Origin of the sequence: Staphylococcus coagulans (genome assembly GCF_022557135.1) — a bacterium.
Classification (GTDB): Bacteria; Bacillota; Bacilli; order Staphylococcales; family Staphylococcaceae; genus Staphylococcus; species Staphylococcus coagulans.
Map to the genome: position 1 here is coordinate 217,841 of NZ_CP092966.1, position 26,360 is coordinate 244,200.

Sequence of the window (26,360 nt, forward strand, 5' to 3'; positions counted from 1 at the left end):
TGTACCGCTTCCAGAATTTGGTCGCAGTTATCTTCAAAAATTACAATAACAATGATGCGTGTCAAACGATGAAATAGGGTTTGACACGCATTTTAATGTTGTTAAATGGACATAAAAACCAGTTGAATGACAATTGTTATTAAAAAGGTAGGAAATTTTATATAATGAAAGTAAGCGGCACGGCCCAAATAACAATTTACGGAGGCGATAATGTGTTAAAACTTGCAGATTGGAAAGAAGAAAAAGAAACATTGCATCGATTGGCTCAAATATTAGGTAAACATAAGCTCGCGAGCGCATTCCAAGAACCGCAATGGGCACATGTAGTTTTAGATATTACCCCGAGTGGGTTTTCGACAGGTATTTTATTCTATGGTGCACATACGTATAATATCCAAGTCGATTTAGTACAACATCGCATTATTGTTGAAACAGATCAAGGAAGAGATAGCATCCCTTTAGAAAATGGGACAAGTATTCAACAGTACTATGAAGGCATTCATCAGTTACTTCAAAAATTTGAAATTGATGTAAAAATCAATCAAACCCCACAAGAAGTCGAAGATCAAACGCCTTTCAATCAAGATACACACCACTGTCACTATAATCCTGAGAAGAGCAAACAAGCATTAAATCTAATGAAATTCGCAACACGCGCGTTATCCTTTTTTGTGGCACCTTTCCGTGCACGCAAAGTTAAACCCGGGCTTTTCTGGGGTACATTTGATATTTCAACGATTATTAACTATAACACGATACATGAAACATTTAAACCGTCACAAGTCATTGAATATGCAGCCTTTGATGAACACTTTATAGAATTTGGCTTTTGGTTTGGTGACGATCGCTTTGAAGGTCCGACATTCTTCGTATTACCTTACCCATTTGTAGACGCTAACTTCAAGTTCGACCAACCTTTAATTGAAGATGCTTACTTTGATCAAACGCTTACTGAGCTGATTTATGAATTGCCTGAAGTATCACAAGAAACATTAAAATTGTTGAATCAATTCTTTAACCAAGGTTTCCACATTTTCAAAGATTATTTATCATGGGAAAACTGCCAATACTATGAAATCCCATTAAAAATGCAAAATAATCAAATCCAACAACAACCTTATTAAACGACAATAATCAACAAATCAAGCGCAAAGTCACAAATAAACCCGTCTCATGCATTTTATTGAATGCAAGGACGGGTTTATTGTGTTCTAAAAAATTTTAAATGATACTTTTAATGATGCCAACTGTGACTGTGTTTTATTTTTCAAAGACGTCATGGTATTCGGTTGTTTTTTCTAAAACACTTTTAGCGAATGGACAAGTGGCATGAATTTTAATATTGCTTTCACGTGCGTAATCAACGGCTGCTTGAACTAATTGTTTGCCTACACCTTGACCTTTTAATTCGTCACCGACTTCAGTATGATCGATGATGATACGACTGTTCCCAACAGGGACATAGGTCATTAAAGCTTGCAAATGGTTTTCGTCTTCACCTACATAGAACTTATTATCTCCATGTTTAATTTCTGCCATACAATCATCACCTTTTCTTTTGTTATATACTTTATATACCACAAATTATATGAAGTATGCACGCAATTAAGAATGCAAGTGTAAGACAGTCATCAATTGGATGTTGTTATTAGGTTATATAACGATGCATCCAAGGGGATGTGTAAAAGTAAAACATAAGAAAGATATTAAAAAATAGTCAACCCTATTGACTTATGTGAGTGTTCAATTATAATGGAGTTGGGTAAAGAATGTGAGCGTGTTCACAAATAGAGGAAAAAGGGAGAACAGTGATGGAAGAGACACAAAAACTTACGCCAAAGAAATTTCTATTCAATGTATTAAATGGAGTGGCCTTAGCAATAGTCGTTGGTTTGATACCCAATGCAATTTTAGGTGGATTATTTAGCTATTTAAGTCAATACCACGATTTCTTTTCTACGTTACTTTATGTGGTACAAGGTATACAATTTACAATTCCAATTATTACAGGGGTTTTAATCGCTTTACAGTTTGGTTTTAATCCAATGCAAACAGTCGTTACTGGTACAGCTGCGTTTGTAGGCTCTGGAGCAGCTGAATTTTCAGAGAATAAATGGGTATTGGTTGGGATTGGTGATTTAATCAACACGATGATTACCGCTGCCATCGCCGTAGGTATTATTCTCATCATCAAAGACAGACTTGGAAGTTTGAATATTATCCTCTTACCAATTATTGCTGGAGGTATTGCTGGTTTAATCGGGTTGTTACTTTTACCTTATACAAAGTGGATTACTTTAGGAATAGGTGAGATAGTCAATAGTGTGACAAACACACAACCTATCATCATGTCTATCATTATAGCGGTATTATTTTCAATTATTATCATTTCACCTGTTTCCACAGTAGCAATTGGGATTGCGATTGGCATCTCAGGGTTAGCAGCAGGTTCAGCCGCAATTGGGGTTGCAGCGAGTGCGATTATGCTCGCTATTGGTACTTGGAAAGTGAATAAAGTGGGTGTACCTATTGCCATTTTACTAGGTGCGATGAAGATGATGATGCCGAATATGATTCGATATCCAATGTTGTTGTTGCCTGTGGTATGTACAGCAGCTGTTTCAGGTTTTGTGAGTAGCCTTTTCAATATTCAAGGTGTACCAGAATCGGCAGGATTTGGTTTAGTAGGATTGATTGGGCCAATTAAAACCATTGCTTTATTGGATACAAGTATGTTGAGTAGCATACTTATTGTTTTAGTTTGTTACGTCATTGTACCTTTCGTTTCAGCTTTGTTTTTCCACTATCTCTTTATGAAAGTTTTAAAATTATACGACGCCACTATTTTTACATTCGACACTGAAGCATAAAAGGAATCAATATCATATGGGAGTGAAGGTTTATGTATAAAATTGCAATTGCAGGCGCAGGTGCTATGGGCGGAAGAATAGGGGTTTCACTTAAAGAAGCCGGCTATGATGTAACATTGATTGATAATTGGGAAGCACATGTCCAACGTATTAACGAAAAAGGTATGGAAGTAAAAACAGAGACGAAAACTTACACAGTTGAAATCCCAGCTGTTTTATCAAAAGAAGTGTCAGAAACTTATGATTTAATCATTATTTTAACGAAAGCAATGCAATCAGAAGAAATGTTAACACGTTTGAAAGAAGCAGGAGCTATTCATGAAAAAACAGCCATCTTAAGTATGATGAATGGTTTAGGTCACGATGAGCGTTTATCAAAATTTGTACCGATGTCACAAATCTATTTAGCAGTGACAATGTGGACAGCCGGATTACGTGGACCGGGGCAATTATTATTAGAAGGTGAAGGCGCTATTGAATTTTATCGTGCAAGTGGAGATTCAGATGAGCAAACAGAAATCATTTTCAAAGCATTGGATGAGGCTGGCTTACACCCTCACGTAAATGCCAATGTCTTTGAAGCGATATGGTCAAAAGCCACTTTAAATAGTGTGTTAAACCCATTATGTACAATTTTAGATAAAACCATTTATGACTTCGGAAGCTATGATCAATCACGGAACATGATTGTGCCGATTATCGATGAAATTGTGGCTGTCGCTAAAGCAAGAGGCGTAGAATTAGACAAAACAGCATTAATTCAAAAAATTGAAGGGGCTTATCCAAAAGAGAAGCAAGGCTTGCATTATCCATCTATGCATCAAGACTATAAAAATGGTCGTCTGACAGAAATAGATTATTTAAATGGTCAAATTGCAAAATATGGAGAGACACTTCAAATTCCTACGCCCGTCAATACAATGTTGACACATCAAATTCATCAATTGGAAATGAAAAATAGCCAAGCATAAGTGATTTATCAAAAAAGAGGGGTTGAGCAGTGAAATTGCTGCTCATCCCCTTTTCTTTTATCTTAATCTTGTTTCATTTTGATGCGCTAATAAGGTATATGTTGTTTCAATATAAGGAATATGAAGACCGTGTTTTTGACCTTCATGATAGATATAACCTTGAATCGTTTCTACTTCAATGGGTTGTTCGCCCATCGTGTCGTAATACATACTTGTTGCTGTGTCATCATTGAATATTTGATAAGCAGCCATGACGTCATCAATAAAGGAATCCTCAAAAGTGATACCCACTGCATTTGCAACTTGTAAGCCTTCATTTAAAAGATTACGACATAATTGTTCCATACGTGGGTCTTTTAATAAGCGTGCCGTATCACGACCTAAAGCGGTTAACGTATTCATTCCAAGATTGAAGATGAGTTTAAACCAGATGGCTTTATCGATATCATCTTCTAAGATAAGAGATAACTGTGAATCTTGAATTTTTTCTGCGAATTGCTCTGTAAAAGCGTCACGACGCAAATGAATTTTATAATCTTTAAAGTGTTTAACGACATTATCTTGTTTGGCGCCGCTAATATAAACGACGGCTTGATAAGCATGGTACGCTTCTAATTTTGGAAGTAAACCACTGCCGTTTTGCGCGAGAATAACACGTGATTCGGGATGCGTGATATTTTTAAGATCATCTAAAATGGTATCTATTTGATGTGTTTTCACTGCGATAAAAACAATGTCATAAACATCAGTGGCTTCTTTAAGGGCATGAACGTTGACCTGTTTCGTTTCAGATACTGCTTCGTCTACGTAAGTGACAGTTTTATTTTGTCTACCGAATAATGTGACATCTTGTGTGTCAAGGGCGGATGCAATGGCTGTGCCCACCGCACCTGGGCCGATAATCGCTATTTTTGTCATAATCACTCAACCTTTTCTGTTTAATACATGCGTTAATTTTTTTATTACTATTAGGGTTATTACAAATTTAATGTATTATCTTTATATTTATTTGTAAAGTTGAAAGCTTTCAAATCTGTGGACATTTAAAATAAGAAAGACGTAAGATAAAAAGCGTAATGAGTCATAAAGGAGTGAGTATTTTGGCACGATTAGAAATCAACTATCTATCTGAAACGATTGGGATGCATCAATCTTTAACGGTCATTTTACCTGATGACAGAAGCTATGTTCAACCCAATGCACAACCTAAACTATTCCCGTCATTATTACTATTGCATGGGTTATCGAGTGATCACACTGCTTACACACGCTTTACAAGTATTGAACGCTATGCCAATATGCATCAACTTGCGGTGATTATGCCCAATGCAGACCACAGTTTTTACACTAACATGGTCTACGGACATAGTTACTATGATTATATTCTAGAAGTTTGGGATTACGTGCACCAAATTTTACCTTTATCAAAAGCACGAGAAGATAATTTTATAGCAGGTCATTCAATGGGCGGTTATGGTACGATTAAATTCGCTTTGACGGCAGGTGAAAGATTTGCGAAAGCCGCACCACTCTCTGCTGCTGTCGATGTGAAAACACTTGCCCATTACACTTTCCCTGATTTCAAGCCTAAAGCGATTGCTGGTGAAGTCACAGAAGTTGTGGGGACACCTTTTGATCCTTACTATTTGGTAGACGAAGCGGTTAATAAACAAAAACAAATCCCTGAGTTTTTAATGATGTGTGGCACAGAAGATTTTCTTTATCAGAGTAACGTTGACTTTGTGCATTATTTACAACAAAATGGTATCCGTTGTAACTTTAAAGATGGTAGAGGTCGACATGATTATGCTTATTGGGATAAGGCCGTTCAAACTGTGATAGAAACTTTTATGAAAGACCATCATATACGTGAGATGGCATAACAAAATAAAGCACCTCAAATGACCATTTACAAATGATTTTTTGAGGTGCTTTATTTCGATGTGAAGGGATGCATCACATTGATGCTTGTTTATGATGCATATGAATTTATAAGATTATTGAAGTGATTTTGTATGGTTCTGATGACTTTCAGGATAATAGTTAAAGAATCTGAAAAACTTCATGCTTAAAATGGATTTAATAAAGTAGTCTAACCCAATTTTGCCACTATTATAGCCACCCATGAAAATAAAAATACTAATTAAGATGTAAAGTGGGTTAACTGAAACAGTACCTGCGAATAAAAACATGAAATTGAGGATTAAACCAACAAATACACCCACTGAAGTGAATAAACCTAAGATTAATAATAAGCCTACAATGACTTCTAATAGTGGGATGAGTACATTAACTAAAGGTGTCATAGGTAAGACAATCGTTTTAAGAAACCATGTATAAATCGGGTATTGAACACCTGCTTCAGACATAACAGGATGCTGTACTGCATTTTGTAAAAAGCCGCCTGCATTAAAACCGCCACCCAACAATTTTCCAATCCCCGCTTTGAACCAGCTAATTCCTAAATATAAACGAAGTAATAACAAAATTACACTCGCAATTTTACTTTCTTGTAGCCATTTAATCATAATAAAAACCTCCCAATAGATATAGAGATACTAAGCGATTTTAGTATAATAAATATATCTCATGTTTAATTTAATTATACTCAGTTGTGAATCAAATCACAACATTAAGATAGATTTGTTCACAAATCAGTCAAAAACTAAATTTAAATATATCTCATTTTTGGTTTTGATTGAAAATATCTGTTGTACGACAAGAAGATATAACGGCATGTCAATTTAAATATAGGAAGAGATACTAACAAAGGCGTGAAGCGGAAATCTTTTCTCTTTTCCGTTCCACGCCTTTCAAAATCTAAAATTAAGGGCAAGTTTATACTATTCTTTTAAAATTATGAGTTTCTGCACAGTAGGTGTGCAGAAATAGAGGTTCAAAAGTGTGGTGATTTATAGGTGCGAAACACGGGGTTGTAGCCTCAATGTGAGGATAGGTTTGCTCCATTAGATTGAATGACCTCACGATACCAGTAAAATGAATCTTTTTTCAAACGTGCTAATGATCCATGCCCTTCGTCATCTTGATCAACATAGATTAAACCATAACGTTTTTTCATTTCACCTGTCGTAAAAGACACAATATCAATGATGCCCCACGGTGTGTAACCGAGCAAGTCGACGCCATCTTCATCAACGGCTTGAATCGCAGCTTCAATGTGTTGTTTTAAATAATCGATACGGTAGCTGTCATGGATTTCATTATTTTCGACTTGATCAACAGCGCCGAAGCCATTTTCTACAATAAATAAGGGGAGTTGATAGCGCTCGTATAATACATTGAGTGTGTAGCGCAATCCTATCGAATCAATCGCCCAACCCCAATCGCTTGATTCGATATAAGGGTTATTTACAGCATTAGGTAAAGTGTGATTCATAATGTTATTTTCAGGTGAATCTTCGGCATGATGTTTCACTGCAGTAGACATGTAGTAACTAAAACCGATGTAATCGACAGTCCCTTCTCTTAACACAACATCATCTCCCTCTTGCCAACCGATATCATAACCTTGTTTTTCAAACATTTTAACGGCGTAATGAGGATAATAGCCTCTAACTTGCACGTCTGGGAAGAAAAAGCGCAAACGATTTGCGATTTGTGCTTCCATCACATCTTTAGGATGACAAGAATAAGGATAAATAGGGATATGCGATATCATTGCGCCTATTTGAAATTTTGGATTAATTTGCTTCCCAATTTTGACCGCACGTGCACTCGCAATGAGTTGGTTATGAGCAGTTTGGTATAACACTGCTTCAGGATTGTCTTCAGGCTTGAGTTGAACACCTGAGTTGGTCCATAAAAACAGAGGGTTTTGTACGTCCATTTGATTATTAATTTCATTAAAAGTCATCCAATATGTGACTTTATCTTGATAATGTTCGAAGACCACTTCTGCAAAACGAGCAAAGCAATCCACGACTTTTCGATTTCGAAATCCGCCATAGGTGTGCGCAAGATGGAGGGGCATTTCGAAGTGAGATAAAGTAATGACAGGTTCGATACCATTCTCGATAAGGGTATCTATGATTTTGTCGTAAAATCGTAAGCCGGCTTCATTAGGAGTGGCTTCATCGCCTTTGGGGAATATCCGCGTCCACGCAATGGAAGTTCGTAAGCATTTTAAGCCTAATTCTTTAAATAACGCGATATCTTCTTGATATTGATGATAGAAGTCGATACCGAAATGATTAGGATAATAAGCATCAGGTTCCACGTGTGTCGTAATTCTTCTCGCCTTACCATGAGCACCTGCAGTGATGACATCCATGACACTAAGTCCTTTGCCATCCCGATCATAGCCGCCTTCAAATTGATTGGCTGCGAGTGCACCGCCCCACATGAAATTTTGAGGTAATTGACTCATTTTCATACCACCTTTTCATTTAATAGACTAAAGCATATTGTTCAAAGTTATTATAATTGTACCGGTACAATATGTAAAGTTCGTTCTTATTTTAAGAGGCGTGCTATAATAAATTGATGTCTATTGAAAAGAGGGATTCAGATTGTTGAAGTATGAACAAATTGCGCAACAAATTCATACATTAATTGAAAGTTCAAATTATCAGCCAGGTGATAAATTACCGAGTGTGGCGGCATTTAAAGACATGTACGACGTGAGTAAAAGTACGATTATTAAAGCGCTGACCTTGCTTGAACAAGATGGGCGAATTTATCAAGCACAAGGTAGTGGTATTTTTGTTAGAAATGCTAAAAGTAGTGATTATATCAATGTGTTTAAAACGGACGGATTTTCAAGTCATTTAGCGGAACACCATATAACTAGTGATGTTATCAAATTAGAATTAGTGATGGAGGTACCTAAGTCCGTGATGCAAGCACTTAAGTTAGGACCCGGGGAGCAGGTTTACTATTTGGAACGCGTGCGCTATATGAATGGCACGATATTGTGCATCGAATATTCTTACTTTAATAAGCGCATTGTAAAGTATTTAAATCAAGAGATTGCAGAAGGCTCTATTTTCAATTATTTACAAAATGATTTACAAATACGACTTGGCTTTTCGGATATCTATTTCAATGTGGATCAACTCGATGAGAGGGAAGCGGTTTTATTACAATTAAAAGCTGGGGCACCTTGTTTACGTTATCATCAGATATTTTATACATCTACAGGACAACCTTTTGATGTTTCTGATATTACTTTTCATTATCAACATGCCCATTTTTATATTCCGAGTAAAAAATAAATATCGGTTTTAAAGTGAGACCATCAAAGCGCATGGTCAGAAAATAGGGAAAACGGACAAAAGGATACGTCCATGCTTTTCATTCAAGGTTGAACACGCCTAGCCATCGTTGATATTGATAATTATTATCAATTGTAGCATACTTAGTTCATATAAGAAGTTTATGTACTAAACAGGAGGATGTCTATGATGAAAGATGTGACTATTATTGGTGGGGGACCTGCAGGATTATATGCGAGTTTTTACGCGGGTTTAAGAGGATTAACGGTAAGGCTCATTGATGTTCAAGATAAATTAGGTGGAAAAATGAATATTTATCCTGAAAAGATTATTTGGGATATTGGCGGTCTTGCTCCAAAGCCTTGCTTTCAAATTATTAAAGATATCGTTCAACAAGGTCTTCATTTTAATCCAGAAGTCTGTTTGGAAGAACGTGTAATAGATATTACTAAAAAAGAGGAGCAGCATTTTGAAGTGACTACAGAACAAGGTCACATTTATTCTTCAAAGGCGGTTATTGTTGCAATAGGCGGCGGTATCATTAAACCGAAGCATTTAGATATTAAAGATGCGTCTAGATATGAACTGACAAACTTACATTATACGGTTCAAGCTTTGAAACATTTTAAAAATAAAAATGTGCTGATTTCAGGTTCAGGTAATTCGGCTTTAGATTGGGCCTGTGATTTGTCAGGTTATGCGAAAAGTGTCACGTTAGTTTATAGAAAAGATGAAATCCGTGGTTATGAAGCGATGAATGAAATCATAGAAAAATTAGATGTAGAAAAAATGCCGAATACACACATCAAACAATTAATCGGGGATCAAGCACAGCAACGAATCAAAGAAGTGAAACTTGAAAATTTAGAGACAGGGAACACGACGATAAAAAGTGTTGATGATGTGATTATTAGTCATGGCTTTGATCGAGAAAGTACGTTGTTAGAGGCATCGACAGCACAATTAGATATGTTTGATTCCTATCGCATCAAAGGATTTGGTAATACGTCAACAAGCATTTCCGGTATTTATGCTTGTGGGGATATTGTCCATCACGATGCGAAAGTCCATTTGATCGCAAGTGCATTTAGTGATGCTGGGAACGCTGCGAATTTAGCAAAGCAATACATTGATCCTGAAGCTAGAAAAGAAGGTTACGTATCAAGCCATAACGAAGCTTTTACCGAATCGAATAAAGTGATTATGGAAAAGTATTTATAATGATTACTGATTGTACGAATGATTGATTACATCAAAGATAATTCCGTTGTATCGTGCTAATGCCAAAACAATGTTTATGTGATGACATTTTTCACACAAGCATTGTTTTTTATTTATTGAATTAAAACATGTCATATTTTTATTAATCGCGCGGACAGGTGTCATGACAAGCCTATATATCAAAACAATAAAAAAATTATAATAAACGAAGTTCTTTTATTTGATTTCTTATTGGGGATGGTTTAAGCTTTAATCAATCGTGCACGATTGGAATAGGGGGAGATCAATTGTCTAGTGAGGAGATGAAGCTAGCAAATCAACTTTGTTTTTCTGCTTATAACGTTAATCGATTGTTTGGAAAATTTTATGAGCATCAGCTCAAACAGTTTAAGTTAACATTTTCTCAATATCTCGTTTTGTTAACATTATGGGAAGAAAATCCCCAAAATCTACAGTCTATAGGGAGAAGGTTAGATTTAGGGAGTAATACGTTGACACCGTTGTTGAAGCGTTTAGAATCTGCTGGATGGATAAAGAGAGAAAAGTCCGAAACAGATAAACGCCATTTGTTGGTGAGTTTAACTGAAAAAGGGCGTAGAGAACAAGAAGCGGTACATGAAGCCATTTCAGAATGTATTGCCTCAAAATTTGATTTAGATGAATACTTAAAAGCAAAAGAAACAATGGACAAACTAGAGGAAACTTTAAAAAATATTACAAAGGATGAATAAGAATGAAAAAATATGACGTAGTATACTTAGGTAGTGGTCACGCTGCATGGCATGGCGCAATTGCGTTAAGACATGCAGGTAAATCTGTCGCAATCATTGAAAAAGATCGTATTGCGGGAACATGTACAAACTATGGTTGTAACGCAAAAATCTTGTTAGAAAATCCATTTGAAGTATTAGAACAAGCTTCTCACTACCCAAACATTATTAATACAGAAAACTTAGAAGTAAACTGGGAAAATCTTATGAATTATAAACATTCAGTGATCGACCCGATGGCAGGTACAATGAAAGCAATCCTTGAACAACAAGGCATCGATATCATTGAAGGTGCTGGTAAAATTACAGATGCTCATACTGTTGAAGTGAATGGTGAAAGCTATGAAGCTGAAAATATCGTTATTGCTACAGGTCAACATAGCAACGAGTTAAACATTGAAGGTAAAGAATTCACAAAAAATAGTAGAGATTTCTTATCACTTGAAAGCATGCCGAACAGCATTACTTTCATTGGTTTAGGCATTATTAGTATTGAATTCGCTTCAATCGCAGTTAAAGCAGGTGTTGAAACACACATGATTCATGTGGATGATCAACCATTAAGAGGCTTCTACTCAGCACACGTTAAAAAATTAATGGACAAATTAAAAGAAGAAGGCGTTCATTTCCACATGAGCGAAAATGTAGTTGCTGTTAAAGAAAATGGTACAAACTACGATGTTGTGACACAATCAGGTTTAACAATCCAATCTGACTACGTTTTAGATGCAACTGGACGTATGCCAAACGTTGAAGGTATTGGTCTAGAAGAAGTAGGTATTGAATACTCTAAATTCGGTGTAAAAGTTGACGAATATTTACGTACAAATGTACCTAACATTTACGCAAGTGGTGACGTTATTGAAAAAATGATTCCAAAATTGACACCAACTGCGACATTCGAATCTAATTACATCGCAGCACACATTTTAAAAATGAATGAAATGCCAATCCAATACCCTGCAATTCCATCTGTATTATACTCACTTCCAAGATTATCTAATATCGGTGTAGGTATCGAAGAAGCGAAAAATAACGACGAATACAAAGTGATCGACATTCCATTTGGTAAAAGAATGGTATTTGAATACAAAAATGAAACAGAAGCAGAAATGACAATCGTATTAGATAGCGAAAAACGCCTTGTTGGTGCGGCTATTTATGGTGACGACGCACCTGATTTGATCAACTTGCTAACATTCATTGTTAACCAAAAACTAACTGCAAGAGACTTAAATCAAATGATCTTTGCATTCCCAGGTTCTTCAAGTGGTGTGTTAGATCAATTGAAATTAGCGATGATGCTTTAATTAAATGCATATAAAAATGACTGAAATTGCACGGATGAGACAACCAAAGAGAGAGCAAATGTTTCACGTGTGACATCTATCATTTGTATATTAATTAAAGGTTATGAGTCATGAAAGACAGTGTATCTGGGACATGCACTATGGGTTTAGGACATGCTCGATGTCTGCTTCACATATACCTAAAAATAAGTAAATAAAATCTTAAGAATGGCTACAGCATCCATAGTATAATGTCTATGCGATGTTAGTAGTCATTTTTAAAATGCAATGAAATCTCAAAGGACAACTTACTCTATTTTATAATTATGAGTACATCCAAACATTGCGACTCTATCCTAACTGGAACTGGTGAATCAATCTTGTTTCTTATTTAGTACAGAGTCTTTTATCTCCATTCTTAAGGAAGCTTTTTTCAATTTTTACTGTTATCTTTTATGATTTTGCAATCTTGATTTTAAAAATTGTATAACGAATATGCATAACAGAATACTAACAATTGTACAGTTTTAGTTACACAAAAGATCAAAATTCTAGTATTGGACTTTATCTTGAAACTTTATCTAATTACTGGTTTTTTTGTCAAAATTTTTTCTCAAACTAAAAAATTGAAATTGCTGTTTTATCAAATCCTAAGAATATTTTATATTGCTGAGTTATTTCTATACATTATTGAGGCTAAGAAGGAACTCATCTCATTTGTTCTATAATATAAAAGACTCTGAGTAACTCAGAGTCTTTTAATCTCATAAATTCTTATTTCTTCTTATTAAAATACATTAACGTAATTACAATAGAGTATACAAAAAGAAATATCATTATAAACATGGTCATGTAATCGCCTTCCCTATTTACAGATGTAATTAGTTGCACCGGTACAACCCAGGGATGTTATTAGACCGCAAATTGTGGCTAAAGTAAATCCTCCCCAACCGGTTGTGATACCTAATGCAGTAGCTGCTGCCCAACATCCTCCTGCACCACCTGTACCACATAACGCACCGACTGCCTATTCGCACCATCCACGTTCTTTAGGAGGTAAGTTTTTAAAGGATTCGTCTTGGATTTTATCTTTAGTTGTAACTTTAAATTCTTTGTCATAGTAATGACCTTTTTGACTTATCTTTACCTGTTATTTGAATTCGCTCACATATTATCAAACTTAAAACTTTACTTGGTCTAAAATTCTTAAGTGTTGTATTTTCGTTCCTAAATGTCACTTTATTTAAATAAATAATAGTTTTTAAATAATACATATTTTTATCATAACTATCATTTTGTAATTTACTGTTACCTCAGTCGAGCATATAAAATTCATAAGACTTCTTTTATTTATGAATCTCACTTTCAAAATATACTGATAAGCAATATATAGAGCCTTATTCTTTTTTCAGTAGTCAGTAAGATTTGTTTGATTTTACTTTCCTTGTGCGATGGATTGAGGGGTAATGATCAGTATGAGATCACATCAATCATCATTGGACGCTATATTTTGGAATGAAAATAAGATTCATTTTATACGTAAAGTGTATTTAGATGCAATTCGGGTATAGGTGTTGTGTTATCAAAATTAACAGCGAGAACATGTTGCTTTACTTTCGTTACAATTCGTTGTAGTATAATTATTATACTAGGTATTGAATGAAATGACTGTCAATTATGAAATGATACAGGTATGTTGTTTTAAAACTCAAGAATGGAGTGTTTGCATTGGCGAAAAAGTATACTGGATCAGATATCAATGTCTATTTTGAGCCTAAACGATGTGTACATGCGACGGAGTGTGTACGTGGATTAAGTCATGTGTTCGATGTCAATCAAAGACCGTGGATTAATCCGGATAACGATACTGCAGAACATATCGCTGAAGTGGTTGAGCGTTGTCCAAGCGGTGCGTTAACTTATGAGCTGGCTTCAAATGAGTTAGAATCACACGACGAAACGAGAGTCACTTATGGTGATAATGGAGAGATTTTCTTATATGGAGATTTTTCTCTTGTTAAAGACGGGGAAGTCATGCATTTAAATAGAGCCATTTTAACAACAGATGAGACTAAAACAGATGATCCGCCTTTTTATACGAAGAGCTTTCAAGGACAATCGGATAAGTCTCGTTACTACAAATCAATTCAAGATGACAATGAAAAGTAATGACAAAATACTGTGAACAGAAAGAGGAGGAAGACAACATGGAAGCAATTAAAAACATCCATCATATCTCAGCAATTGTAGGACATCCAAAAGAAAATAAACAATTTTATCAAGAAGTTTTAAATTTACGTTTGATAAAAAAAACAGTGAACTTTGACGATCCAGGCACATATCATTTATATTTTTCAAATGATAATGTAGACCCAGGTACAGTGATTACGTTCTTCCCATGGGCGAATGCCAGAGAAGGTCGTGTCGGAAGTGGCCAAGTAGGTCGTATTGCATTTAGAATCCCTAAAAATTCTAAAGACTATTGGATTCAACGTCTTAAAGACCATCATGTAGAAGTGACAGAAACATCTTTATTCCAAAGACCAACAATTGAATTTGAAGATATACATGGTCTTGATTTAGCATTAGTGGAAAGCGATGAAGAAAGTGAGACGAATAGTATTTTAGGTTTTCATGGTTCCGTATTGTTATCACTTCGTCCTATTGAAACATTAAAAGAATTAGTAGACGATTTAGGCTTAGTAGAGCTTGAACATACTGAAGATGCGTTCCACTTTGAAACAGTAGGCGAACTCAAACATCATATCATTATTCCAAAAACACCAATGAGAGAAGGTCGATGGGGTGTAGGCACAGTACATCACATCGCGTGGTCTGTGGATGATGAAAATGTACAAAAAGATTGGCAAAACTATTTAGTGGGCGAAGGTTACCACGTGACTGAAGTAAAAGATAGAAATTATTTTAAAGCAGTTTACACTAAAGAACGTGGTCATATCATTTTTGAATTTGCGACTGTTGGACCAGGTTTCGACCGTGATGAACCTAAAGATCAATTAGGTCAAAAATTAATGTTACCACCACAATTTGAAGCAAACCGTGAAGCATTAGTTTCAAAATTACCAGAATTAGATTAACGATTAGATTGTAGTATTTAAAATCCGAGGCTTTTTAACCTAATGGGAAAAGTCTCGGATTTTTTATTTAATTTGTAATCGATATTCATCCGTTTGAATTCTAAAGAAACTTTGAAATAAAAATCTATTTTGTTAAACTTAAAATGAATATTGAAGATATTGAAAAGATAGTCCTGAATTGATTTAGAAATAATATATTTAAGACTGAACCAAACTATATATCATATGATATAAGTGATTTAAAATAATGAGAGGTGATTTTATTGCAAGCTATTATTTTTGATATGGATGGTGTCATAGTAGATACTGAAATTATAGATTATGACCTGCAAATTAATTATTTAAAATCCAAAAAACCAGAGCTAAAGAGCAAGGATTATAGTTATTTTTCGGAATTAGTTGGTTTATCGTATAATAGACTTTTCTCTAAAATGGCAGAATACTTAGATTACACTGAACCTATAGAGTCAATTAAAAAAGAGTACACAGAATTGGAAGAAAAGCATCACAATGAAATATCATATAAAAATTTGTTCAGGAAAGAAATGATTAATTTATTAGAATGGGCTAAATCACATAATATAAAGTTGGCAGTTGTTTCTTCTTCAACCAAAAAACGCATTAGAAATGTTTTGAATGAGTGCGAAATATTAGATTATTTCGATTTAGTTGTTAGTGGTGAAGATTTCTCAGAATCAAAACCAAATCCTGAAATATATATCACTGCTTTAGATTATTTAAAATTAGAAAGCTCAGAAGTCATTGTTATTGAGGATTCCCATTATGGAATAGAAGCATCTAAAAATGCATTTATAAAAACGATTGCTTATAAAGAAGAAAGAATGCCTGTAAATCAAAATAGAGCTGATTATATTTTAAAAGATATGAGTAGCATTTTATCATTTATAAAAAAACATATATATGCGCAAGATAATTGATACATCGACAATAATGGGGCGCCCGGGACAATGCAGTTTGGGTATAGTTGAATTGGGCTGCGTCCCTCATTGGTTTTATGAGGGTTAAGAGTCGTTTACGGATAAAGGTGTAGCGATGTCCCAGGCGCCCCGAATTTTAAATTTGAATAGGTGATGCTGAAAAATCGTTATGCTTCACAATCATAAGCGGCTTGAATGATACCTTTCAGTTCACTGATTAAAGGTTCTTTTGGATTGGCAGTTGTACATTGGTCTTCGTAAGATAATTCAGCCATACGATCAATCGTTGCATTGAGTACTTCTTCTGTCACACCTTGTGATTTTAAGTTCATTTTTATTCCGACTGAATGACCTAACTCATAGACAGCCGTAGCCAGTGCTTCCACAAGTTCTTCTGTTGTATCCCCTTTGAGTCCTAAGAATTTAGCGATGTCTGCATAGTCTGTATCCGCTCTGAAAAATTCGTATTTAGGGAAAAGGGTATGTTTTTGCGGATCTCTAGCATTATAGCGAATAACATGTGGCAATAAGATTGCATTCGTACGTCCGTGTGGAATGTGATATTCTCCACCGATTTTATGTGCAATTGAGTGAGAGATACCTAAAAATGCATTGGCAAATGCCATACCTGCCATTGTTGAAGCGTTATGCATTTTTTCTCTTGAAATTTTATCACCTTTTTCGACAGATGATTTTAAATATTCAAAAGTAAGTTTAATCGCTTGTAAGCTTAAACCTCTTGTATAATCAGATGCCATAACAGATACATAAGATTCAATGGCATGTGTTAAAACGTCCATCCCTGTATCTGCTGTTACACTTTTTGGCACACTCATTACAAATTGTGGGTCAACAATTGCAATGTCTGGTGTAAGCGCATAGTCAGCGAGAGGGTATTTCACATGTGTTTCACTATCTGTGATAACAGCAAATGGTGTCACTTCTGAACCTGTGCCTGAAGTTGTAGGAATACAAATGAATTTTGTGTTTTCAGGTTTTCCAATTTTATACGTACGTTTACGTATGTCTAAGAATTTTTGTTTAGCGCCAAAGAAAGATGTTTCTGGGTGCTCAAAGAACATCCACATTGCTTTCGCAGCATCCATTGCAGAACCCCCACCAAGCGCAATGATTGTATCTGGTTTAAAAGTTGTAATCATATCGAGACCGCTATATACAGTATCTGTAGAAGGGTTCGGTTCAACTTCACTGAATACTTTAATTTGAGGTTCAATTTTTCTACGTCTGAGGACGCCTTCCACTAAAGATGTATAGCCGAATTCCACCATACCTGGGTCACAAATGATCACAACGCGCTCTACTTTATCCATTTCAGCTAAATAAAGAAGTGAATTTTGTTCAAAATAAACTTTTGGTGGCAATTTTACCCATTGCATATTGTTGCGGCGTTTTGAAATCGTTTTAATATTAATTAAGTCTGTTGCAGAAACGTTATGGGAAACTGAGTTTTTACCATATGAACCACAACCTAAAGTTAAGGAAGGAATTAATTCATTATACATATCACCAATACCTCCAGCAGATGATGGTGTATTTACAAGAATACGACAAGCTTTCATTCTAAGACCAAATTTTTCTTGGAGTTGTTCATCTTCAGTATGAATGACAGCTGTATGACCTAAGCCACCTAAATGTAGCATTGCTTCACATAAATCAAAGGCGTGCTCTGTTGAAGTGGCTTTGACCATAGCAAGTACAGGTGAGAGTTTTTCTTTTGATAAAGGATAGTCTTCACCGACACCTTTTAGTTCAGCGATTAACATTTTTGTGCCTTCCGGTACTTTAATTCCAGCCATTTCAGCAATTTTTACAGCTGGACGTCCTACGATGTCAGGGCGCACTGCAGAGCGGTCTTCCTTCATCACAGCTGCTTCTAATTTTTTGAGCTCATTATTTTTCACAAAATAACATTGATGTGCTTCGAATTCTTTTTTAACTTCTTGATAGATGTCTTTATCTACTATTGCGGCTTGTTCTGATGCACAAATCATTCCATTATCAAAAGTTTTAGAACCGATGATATCGTTGACAACACGTTTAATTTTAGCGGATTTTTCAACATAAGCAGGGACGTTACCTGGTCCAACACCTAAAGCAGGTTTACCTGTTGAGTAAGCAGATTTAACCATTCCAGAACCACCTGTAGCCAATACTAATGCGATGCTTTCATGGTTCATTAATTGTTTTGTTGCTTCAACTGATGGATGTTCAATCCATTGAATACAATGTTCAGGTGCGCCGGCACGGATGGCTGCTTCTAAAACAACTTTGGCTGCTGCTTTTGAAGATTGTTGTGCACTTGGGTGGAAAGCGAAGATGATCGGGTTACCTGTTTTAATCGCTATGATTGCTTTAAAGATAGTCGTTGATGTTGGGTTAGTTGTTGGTGTTACCCCACAAATGATGCCGACAGGTTCAGCGACATATGTCAAACCTCTTTGGTCATCTTGATCAATGATACCGACAGTTTGATCATCTTTAATGGAGTTCCAAATATACTCAGATGCATAGAGGTTTTTAATGGCTTTGTCTTCGTATACACCACGTCCTGTTTCTTCACAAGCATGGCGAGCAAGTGCCATATGTTGATCCACCGCAGCCATGCTCATTTCATGAACGATGTGATCAATTTCAGCCTGTGATTTTTTTGAGAGTCCTTCAAGGGCAGCTTGGCCGTTTTGAGCCAGCAGATGAATCATTTCAAAAACATCTGTTTCTTGTTTCTGTTCTTTTACTACTATAGTCATATTGAATACCTCCCACTATATTGTGAATAATTTCACAATCATTATAGTATACTCTTATAAAAAGGTAAAGGTTTTTCATATAAAGAAAATAAATTTTTAATAGAAAATCAGTGAATTATTATTATAATATGTATAGAAAAACGTTAGAATATAAGCACTTTTATTCTTAATTTTATATTTGTTAAAAAACTGTGAATATTTTAAGAGTGTCGATTTATTTATGAGAACGGGCTATGTTACTATTGGTATATAATAATCATTTAAAAAAATAAAAGGAAGATGGTTATGGAAAATAATGTAAAGTATCATAAATTTATTATTCCAATTGTGGTAGGTTTATTGATTTGGGTGTTGATGCCTTTCAAGCCTGATGCAGTGGATCCTCAAGCGTGGTATATGTTGGCGATTTTCGTAGCAACGATTATTGCTTGTATTACACAGCCGATGCCGATTGGCGCTGTTTCAATTATCGGTTTTACACTGATGGTCGCTTGTGGCATTGTTGATATGAAAACGGCTGTGCAAGGGTTTGGCAACAATAGCATTTGGTTGATTGCGATTGCGTTTTTTATTTCAAGGGGTTTTGTGAAAACAGGGCTAGGACAACGAATCGCATTACATTTTGTTAAAATATTTGGTAAGAAAACACTCGGCTTAGCCTATTCATTAGTCGGTGTGGATTTGATTTTGGCACCAGCGACGCCGAGTAATACTGCACGTGCAGGTGGAATTATGTATCCCATCATTAAATCCTTATCGAAATCATTTGGTTCGTCGCCGAAAGATCATACGGAGCGCAAAATGGGGGCTTTTCTTATTTTTACAGAGTTCCAAGGTAATTTGATTACAGCAGCAATGTTTTTAACAGCTATGGCCGGTAACCCATTAGCACAGAATCTTGCAGAGAGTACAGCTAAAGTACAAATTACATGGATGAATTGGTTTTTAGCCGCTTTAGTACCGGGTTTGATTTCTTTAATTGTTGTGCCGTTTATAATTTATAAAATCTATCCCCCAACGATTAAAGAAACACCAAACGCCAAAAGTTGGGCGGAAAAAGAATTAGAAAAAATGGGGAATATCGCATTACAAGAAAAGTTTATGATCGGAATTTTCTTAATTGCGCTTGTTCAGTGGATTATTGGAAGTTTTGTGCATATTGATACAACACTCACTGCTTTTATTGCATTATCTTTATTACTTTTAACAGGTGTGTTGAATTGGAAAGATATTCTTAATGAAACCGGGGCATGGAATACTTTAATATGGTTCTCAGTACTGGTACTTATGGCTGGTCAATTGAATGAATTAGGCTTCATTCCTTGGTTGAGTCATGCGATCGCGCACAGCTTAGGTGGACTCAGTTGGCCGATTGTATTGGTAATTTTAGTCATTTTCTATTTTTATTCACATTATCTATTTGCAAGTGCGACCGCACACGTCAGTGCGATGTACGCAGCGTTATTGGGTGTCGCAATAGCAGCGGGTGCGCCACCATTGTTCAGTGCTTTGATGCTTGGCTTTTTTGGTAACTTACTTGCATCCACAACGCATTATAGTAGTGGGCCTGCACCTATTCTTTTTGCATCAGGCTATGTCAGTCAACAGCGTTGGTGGACGATGAACTTTATATTAAGTATTGTTTATTTTATCATTTGGTTAGGTATTGGCTCGCTTTGGATGAAACTGATTGGCATTATGTAAGTTGAGGCTTACGATACCCATCATACAGCACTTGAAGATGTGTCTTCAGCTGATGCCTCGAGCTTAATGAGCTTGAAAATGAAAATATGCTCTTTTCAAAGTGGACATTGAAAGCATGGAAACTTTGAAAGGAGCATATTTTTTATAGATAAGTGAGCTACAACGCGTGTTTGAAGTTGTGACAACTCATGATGGTTTTATTTTGAGCGTATATCATCAATGCGTCATCTTTTATTATGATTGAACGTCAACGATAAAACCTTGTTGTTGTAAGTCTCGAACGGCATTATCAAGTATTTTTTCGGAATCTGCTGAAATGGTATGCAAATGAATCAAGTCTGTTAATTCTGCTAACATTGTGCCTTGATATTTTGCCATATCCTCAACAAAGGATTGAATGTTTTCAATGGATTCAATCATCAATTCAGCTTGAATCGTACCGTAAATAGGGTGTTCGACAGAGACATTATCAATCATGGCACCATTTTCAACAATGGATGTTAATTCTTTTTCGATTTGCGTGTGGTCATGCTCACACATGATGACACGTTTAAACGGCCTACCTTGAGGTTTATCATTGAAGAAATAACCTTTGCTAGTAGAGTGAATAGGATAATCTTGTGTTTTTAAGTGAGAAATATCTTTAACAATAATTTGTCGAGAAACGTCAAACATTTCACTCAGATCCCCGCCTTTAATGGGTCTATCCGATTGTTTAAGAAGCTCGACTATTTTTTTGCGTCTTTTTTCAGCTGGACTCATTGGTGGGCACCCCTTTAAAAATATGATCAATTTGACTAAAGCACTGATCAATTTCATCGATTGTCGTTTCTTTTGAAAATGAAATTCTAATATATTGATCAGGTTGTAGTTGGTCATGTTGGATTTTATGAATCAGGCCTTGACTCAATAATACCCCATGACCACAGGCTGTTCCAGTGGAAATGCATATATTCCGACTAGACAGTGACTGCATTAACCATTGACCTTCAAAGTGAGGTGTCATTAAACCTAAAATATGGGGTGCTTGCTGTGTGAACGTTAAGACTGTGAAACCAATCATTTCAGCGCGCTGTTTTGCATAGTGGTGGAGACGTTGTAAATGGTCGAAATGCGACGTTAAGGTCAAAGCTTTCGTCAGCGCAAGAATACTAGGCAAGTCTAGTGTACCATTACGTGTTCCCTGTTCATGAAAATAGTGTTGATTTAAAGGACGGACATAAGCATGAGACATGGCGACTACACCGCTCCCTTTTGTCCCATGGAATTTATGCCCAGAAAACGAATAGGAAGTACAGATTTGATCGAGTGATGTGCGTTCAATCTTATGTACGGCTTGAACACCGTCCACATGAAAAGGAATATGGTACTGATGTGCCAGTGTCGCTATCGCTTCAATAGGTAAGATGTAGCCTGTCTCAGAATTCACGTGCTGTGCGATGACTAATAAAGTGTCTTGATTGAGCAACTGTTCGAGCGCAGCGATATTAATTTCAGCTTGGTCGTTTAATGGCATTTGAACGACCGTAATTTGAGGTTCGTATTGCGCAAGTGCAGCCCATATAGAAGGGTGCTCATAAGGGGAGACCACGACGGTCCCTTGTTTGTGTGACGTTAAATAATTTTGTATCGCGATTAAGTTGGCGTGTGAACCGCTTGTCGTAAAAAGTATCTCTTTCGTCGTATTAAAGTAGCGTTGAATATAAGTCCGACATGAATGGAGTGTTTCTTTTATCATTTCTCCGCCAATGTGTAGACTTTCGCTATTAAAGTACATTGAGGCTTGTGCTTCTTGATAGAGCGATAGCACTTCAGAATCAGGTTTAGTTGTCGACGCATTGTCTAAATAAATCATTATTTTTTTCCTCCACTTGCATTTATCGTTTTTTTGTGACAAAATCAGTGCGTATATAAATGTTAACATATATGTATATATTAGTGTAAACAGAGGTGTAAATAAATTGCGTGTTATTATTGTCGGTAGTGGTATTGCAGCTTTATCATTCATACGCGCTTTGAAGTCAGACATTGAAGTGATTTGTGTCACTAAAGACCGTCTGAGTCAAAATAATAGTTACTTTGCACAAGGAGGCATTTGTTTTTCAAAATATGAAGAAGATCAAGGTGAACAGCATGCACGTGATACATTTGAAGCAGGGGCGCAAATGGGAGATCTTCACATGCTTAAAACGGTCATCCAACAAAGTTATCCGCTTATCGAACAGTTGATAGATGAAGGTTTGCCGTTTGATAGAGACGAAATGCAACACTTGCTTTATGGTATGGAAGGCGCACATCAGAAACCTAGAATTTTACATGCTGGTGGGGACCAGACAGGTTATTACATCGCGCAACATATGGTGCATCATTTGAGTCATCCACGTTTCACAATACACGAAGCGATGGAAGTCATCGACCTTGTCAAAAATAGTCATAATGAAGTGTGTGGCGTTTTAGCTATCGATGAAAATCAAATCCAGCGCACGATTGAAGCAGATGCTGTGGTATTTGCATCTGGAGGTGTGAGTAATGTTTTTACAACACATTCGAATGTGTCTGAGAGTGTGGCGACCGGTGCTGTGATTGCTTTACGTCATCAATTGACACTAGAAAGTATGGAGATGATTCAATTTCACCCAACATTGCTAGGGACACCTGATCAAGCTTATGGTCTCGTCTCAGAAGCTGTACGTGGCGCGGGAGGCGTGTTAATCAATGATGAGAATGTTGCATTCATGGATGATATCCACCCTATGAAAAGTTTGGCACCTCGAGATGTGACGAGTCGTGCTATTTTTCAACAACAACAGCAAGGTCACCAATGTTACATCGACATCAGTGAAGTGGCACATTTTGAACAACGTTTCCCTACCATTTTTAAAGCAATTCAACGAGACATGCCTCAAGCATTAGCAGAAAAAAGAATTCCTATTACGCCCGGTGCGCATTATACGGTTGGAGGGATTCAAGCAAATATTCATGGCCAAACGCAAATCGAGAATGTGTTTGTGATTGGGGAAGCCGCTTGTACTAATTTCCATGGTGCGAATCGTTTAGCGAGTAATTCATTGTTAGAAGGCTTAGTCATGGGAGCGAACTGCGCGGAAGTGATTAATCAGCATTTAGTGCATGTAAATTGGGAACCACAAGAACAGGTGTGTCATATTCCAATCATTCAGCGGCAGCATGTGCAAAAAGTACAACAATATAGCTTTGAAGTTTTAGGTGTCGAGCGTGAACAAAAAGCGATGGCACACTATTTGCAAATGATTGAAACGTTATTAGATGATGCACCCCAAACAAGCACAGTCACTCATGAAACATGGCAAAATTACAGTATTCTTAAGTTGTTACAGACGATATGCCATTCCGCATTAAGACGAGAAGAGTCAAGAGGTGTACATTATCGAAAAGATTATCCAGCACGTGAAACAGAATGGCAAGACAAAGTGATAGAAACGAATAGGGGAGGTCAAGAACATGTTGAATCGGTTGTCCGTCAGAGAAAAAATCAATCAATATTACATTGAAGATAACCAACAGGGAGATTTGGCGACGCGCATTTTTGATCGCTATTCAGAAGGCACACTCATGATTAAAGCGAAAGAAGCGGGCATATTTTGTGGAGAAGTCATCATTGCAGAAGCTTTTGCATTACTTGATCCAACGACTGAAGTGGATCAAAAGATTAAAGATGGTGCATCCGTGCAGGTTGGAGAGATTATCGCAGAAATTACAGGCACGATTCCGACGCTTTTAACGATGGAACGTATCGTATTAAATTTGATACAGCGCATGTCTGGGATTGCGACGATGACACAACGCATCTCACAACAAATTGCCCATACCGATGCACGTATTGTCGATACACGTAAAACAACGCCTGGACTAGCAATCTTTGAAAAGTATGCAGTAACTGTTGGAGGCGGATTGAATCATCGACGTTCATTGAATGATGGTTTGATGTTAAAAGACAATCATATTGATTTTAGTGATTCAATGAAAGAAGCGATTGAAAAAGCTAAAGGCTTTTTAGGCCCAATGGATAAGCTAGAAGTTGAAATCGAAAATGAAACGATGTTGAAAACAGCGATAGCAGCAGGTGTAGATGTCATTATGTTTGATAATCAACAACCAGAGTGGATACAGCAGCATATTCATCTCGTTCCAGATTTTATTCAAACGGAGGCTTCGGGCAATATCAATGAAGAGAATATTGTCGCGTATGCCGAAGCGGGTGTTGATTTTATTTCTATGGGTGCTTTATTTTATGCTTCAAAAGCGCTTGATATTTCTGCAAAGGTTGTGATGTAATTGTTTAATCCGATGTTAACAGCGACAAAATCTATTCCTGAACACTATTTGAAAATGACACAAGCAGAGTTGGAAAATCATATTCAATCGATTAAAGACACATTGGGAGACCGTTTGTTTATGCCGACACATCATTATCAAAAAGATGAAGTGGTTCAATTTGCTGATATTATGGGTGATTCATTAGAGTTAGCACGTATTTGTAAAGCAAACACGCAAGCGGAATATTTTGTATTTAACGGTGTGCATTTTATGGCAGAAACGGCAGATATACTCACAGACGACCATCAAGATATTTATTTGCCCGATTTATCTGCAGGATGTTCCATGGCGGATATGGCGAATATTCAACAAGCGCTTCATAGCTATGATGTTCTTACACAACAATATCATCTAGATATTTTGCCACTCACTTATGTTAATTCGACAGCAGCCATTAAGAAATTTGTGGGTGAACATGGAGGCTCTTGCGTCACAAGTGGTAATGCAAAATCAGTTGTTAAATGGGCGTTGCAACAAGGTAAAACGATTTTGTTTTTGCCTGATCAACATTTAGGTCGTAATACTGCCTATGAATTAGGTGTACCTTTAGAACATATGGCAGTCTGGGATCCGATTAAAAAACAATTAGATTACGACGGACGTGATGATCAGTTACGTATTGTATTGTGGAAAGGACATTGTTCTGTTCATGAGAAATTTCATAAAGCGCATATTGAAATAGGGCGTGAAAAAAATCCAGAAGTAAACGTGCTCGTGCATCCAGAATGTCCGTTTGATGTGGTTCAAGCAGCAGATTATGCAGGTTCAACACGTTATATTATCGATAAGATTAAAAATGCACCAAAGGGGTCGTATTGGCTCATTGGGACAGAGATGAATCTCGTAGAGCGATTGAAAAAGACGTATACGGATCTGCATATTGAATCGTTAAACCCACTGATGTGTGCGTGTTTGACAATGAATCGCATTGATTTACCTCATCTTGCGTGGTGTTTAGATAAGATTATGGTTGGAGACCGAGATCAAATTATTAAGGTAGACCAAGAAACTGCGAAGTATGCGAAACAAAGTTTAGATCGTATGCTCAGTATCACATAATATAAGAGATAAAAAATAAGCGTCTGAATCATTGGCATGTCACTTGAAAAGTATACTTACAATCCAGATTCAGACGCTTAGC

22 protein-coding genes and 1 pseudogene are annotated in these 26,360 nt (G+C 36.4%); 15 read left to right on the forward strand and 8 right to left on the reverse strand.

The features are described 5' to 3' along the window. The first annotated feature begins 212 nt into the window (after window positions 1-212). Complete coding sequence (locus KM149_RS00965) at window positions 213-1,124, forward strand: DUF5996 family protein (RefSeq protein WP_214971516.1); 912 nt, start codon at window positions 213-215, stop codon at window positions 1,122-1,124. Window positions 1,125-1,260: 136 nt separating this feature from the next. Here KM149_RS00965 and KM149_RS00970 read toward each other — a convergent pair whose 3' ends face one another. After that, a complete protein-coding gene (locus tag KM149_RS00970; RefSeq protein ID WP_103356535.1) occupies window positions 1,261-1,539 on the reverse strand; it encodes a GNAT family N-acetyltransferase in 279 nt (92 codons plus the stop codon). Between the two features lie 272 nt (window positions 1,540-1,811). On the opposite strand from KM149_RS00970, the gene KM149_RS00975 reads away from it, so the two are divergent. Both KM149_RS00975 and KM149_RS00980 read left to right on the forward strand, forming a co-directional pair. Next, window positions 1,812-2,870 (forward strand): PTS sugar transporter subunit IIC, encoded by a 1,059-nt coding sequence (locus KM149_RS00975; RefSeq protein WP_182281211.1) that lies wholly within the window; start codon window positions 1,812-1,814, stop codon window positions 2,868-2,870. Between the two features lie 32 nt (window positions 2,871-2,902). Then, window positions 2,903-3,841 carry a ketopantoate reductase family protein gene (locus tag KM149_RS00980; RefSeq protein WP_050329736.1) on the forward strand — a complete coding sequence of 313 codons (939 nt, stop codon included), beginning with the start codon at window positions 2,903-2,905 and terminating at the stop codon, window positions 3,839-3,841. A gap of 57 nt (window positions 3,842-3,898) precedes the next feature. Here the strand turns inward: KM149_RS00980 and KM149_RS00985 are convergent, their stop codons facing one another. After that, the gene (locus KM149_RS00985; RefSeq protein ID WP_214971513.1) at window positions 3,899-4,759 is read right to left on the reverse strand and encodes an oxidoreductase; all 861 of its coding nucleotides are present in this window, start codon (window positions 4,757-4,759) and stop codon (window positions 3,899-3,901) included. Window positions 4,760-4,941: 182 nt separating this feature from the next. Between KM149_RS00985 and KM149_RS00990 the strand changes: the two genes are divergently transcribed. Beyond that, entirely contained in the window at window positions 4,942-5,724 is a 783-nt protein-coding gene (locus KM149_RS00990; RefSeq protein WP_214971510.1) for an alpha/beta hydrolase, read from the forward strand. A gap of 114 nt (window positions 5,725-5,838) precedes the next feature. Here KM149_RS00990 and KM149_RS00995 read toward each other — a convergent pair whose 3' ends face one another. Together KM149_RS00995 and KM149_RS01000 are read right to left on the reverse strand one after the other, a co-directional pair. Continuing rightward, entirely contained in the window at window positions 5,839-6,369 is a 531-nt protein-coding gene (locus KM149_RS00995) for a TQO small subunit DoxD (RefSeq protein ID WP_060829245.1), read from the reverse strand. A gap of 413 nt (window positions 6,370-6,782) precedes the next feature. Next, entirely contained in the window at window positions 6,783-8,228 is a 1,446-nt protein-coding gene (locus tag KM149_RS01000; RefSeq protein WP_214971507.1) for a 6-phospho-beta-glucosidase, read from the reverse strand. Between the two features lie 142 nt (window positions 8,229-8,370). Between KM149_RS01000 and KM149_RS01005 the strand changes: the two genes are divergently transcribed. From KM149_RS01005 to KM149_RS01020, 4 genes are all read left to right on the forward strand, one after another. Then, entirely contained in the window at window positions 8,371-9,075 is a 705-nt protein-coding gene (locus KM149_RS01005) for a GntR family transcriptional regulator (RefSeq protein WP_214971504.1), read from the forward strand. Between the two features lie 189 nt (window positions 9,076-9,264). After that, entirely contained in the window at window positions 9,265-10,296 is a 1,032-nt protein-coding gene (locus KM149_RS01010) for an NAD(P)/FAD-dependent oxidoreductase (protein WP_103356537.1), read from the forward strand. Between the two features lie 287 nt (window positions 10,297-10,583). Further along, complete coding sequence (locus KM149_RS01015) at window positions 10,584-11,027, forward strand: MarR family winged helix-turn-helix transcriptional regulator (RefSeq protein WP_103356532.1); 444 nt, start codon at window positions 10,584-10,586, stop codon at window positions 11,025-11,027. 2 nt (window positions 11,028-11,029) lie between these two features. Beyond that, window positions 11,030-12,376, forward strand: a complete 1,347-nt coding sequence (locus KM149_RS01020; RefSeq protein WP_214971501.1) for a dihydrolipoyl dehydrogenase family protein — start codon at window positions 11,030-11,032, stop codon at window positions 12,374-12,376. An 844-nt stretch (window positions 12,377-13,220) separates the two neighbouring features. Here the strand turns inward: KM149_RS01020 and KM149_RS01025 are convergent. Next, window positions 13,221-13,505: pseudogene (locus KM149_RS01025) on the reverse strand (halocin C8-like domain-containing protein); the annotation flags it as partial. A gap of 569 nt (window positions 13,506-14,074) precedes the next feature. On the opposite strand from KM149_RS01025, the gene KM149_RS01030 reads away from it, so the two are divergent. The 3 genes from KM149_RS01030 (at window position 14,075) to KM149_RS01040 (ending at window position 16,391) form a co-directional block, all read left to right on the forward strand. Continuing rightward, the gene (locus KM149_RS01030) at window positions 14,075-14,524 is read left to right on the forward strand and encodes a (4Fe-4S)-binding protein (protein ID WP_231909490.1); all 450 of its coding nucleotides are present in this window, start codon (window positions 14,075-14,077) and stop codon (window positions 14,522-14,524) included. A gap of 38 nt (window positions 14,525-14,562) precedes the next feature. Further along, window positions 14,563-15,453 carry a VOC family protein gene (locus KM149_RS01035; protein WP_016425896.1) on the forward strand — a complete coding sequence of 297 codons (891 nt, stop codon included), beginning with the start codon at window positions 14,563-14,565 and terminating at the stop codon, window positions 15,451-15,453. A 263-nt stretch (window positions 15,454-15,716) separates the two neighbouring features. Further along, window positions 15,717-16,391 (forward strand): HAD family hydrolase, encoded by a 675-nt coding sequence (locus KM149_RS01040; protein WP_182280774.1) that lies wholly within the window; start codon window positions 15,717-15,719, stop codon window positions 16,389-16,391. Window positions 16,392-16,558: 167 nt separating this feature from the next. Here the strand turns inward: KM149_RS01040 and adhE are convergent, their stop codons facing one another. Beyond that, on the reverse strand, window positions 16,559-19,159 hold the full coding sequence (adhE, locus tag KM149_RS01045) for a bifunctional acetaldehyde-CoA/alcohol dehydrogenase (protein WP_214971497.1): 2,601 nt from the start codon (window positions 19,157-19,159) through the stop codon (window positions 16,559-16,561). Between the two features lie 285 nt (window positions 19,160-19,444). On the opposite strand from adhE, the gene KM149_RS01050 reads away from it, so the two are divergent. Next, window positions 19,445-20,863, forward strand: coding sequence for an anion permease (locus tag KM149_RS01050; RefSeq protein WP_241415466.1), 1,419 nt, complete (start codon window positions 19,445-19,447; stop codon window positions 20,861-20,863). 234 nt (window positions 20,864-21,097) lie between these two features. On the opposite strand, the gene KM149_RS01055 is transcribed toward KM149_RS01050, so the two are convergent. Together KM149_RS01055 and KM149_RS01060 are read right to left on the reverse strand one after the other, a co-directional pair. After that, entirely contained in the window at window positions 21,098-21,625 is a 528-nt protein-coding gene (locus KM149_RS01055) for a transcription repressor NadR (protein WP_060829253.1), read from the reverse strand. Beyond that, window positions 21,612-22,718: a cysteine desulfurase family protein gene (locus KM149_RS01060; RefSeq protein ID WP_241415467.1), complete on the reverse strand. Its 1,107-nt coding sequence runs from the start codon at window positions 22,716-22,718 to the stop codon at window positions 21,612-21,614. Before KM149_RS01060 ends, KM149_RS01055 begins: the two co-directional genes overlap by 14 nt. Window positions 22,719-22,824: 106 nt before the next feature. Here KM149_RS01060 and KM149_RS01065 point away from each other — a divergent pair, with 106 nt between their 5' ends. Genes KM149_RS01065 through nadA form a run of 3 tightly spaced genes read left to right on the forward strand, consistent with a single transcriptional unit; the run spans window position 22,825 to window position 26,278 of the window. After that, complete coding sequence (locus KM149_RS01065; RefSeq protein ID WP_241415468.1) at window positions 22,825-24,393, forward strand: L-aspartate oxidase; 1,569 nt, start codon at window positions 22,825-22,827, stop codon at window positions 24,391-24,393. Beyond that, window positions 24,344-25,177, forward strand: a complete 834-nt coding sequence (gene nadC, locus KM149_RS01070) for a carboxylating nicotinate-nucleotide diphosphorylase (RefSeq protein ID WP_182280769.1) — start codon at window positions 24,344-24,346, stop codon at window positions 25,175-25,177. The genes KM149_RS01065 and nadC overlap by 50 nt, the downstream gene beginning before the upstream one ends. Beyond that, entirely contained in the window at window positions 25,178-26,278 is a 1,101-nt protein-coding gene (gene nadA, locus KM149_RS01075; RefSeq protein WP_241415469.1) for a quinolinate synthase NadA, read from the forward strand. Window positions 26,279-26,360: the final 82 nt, after the last annotated feature.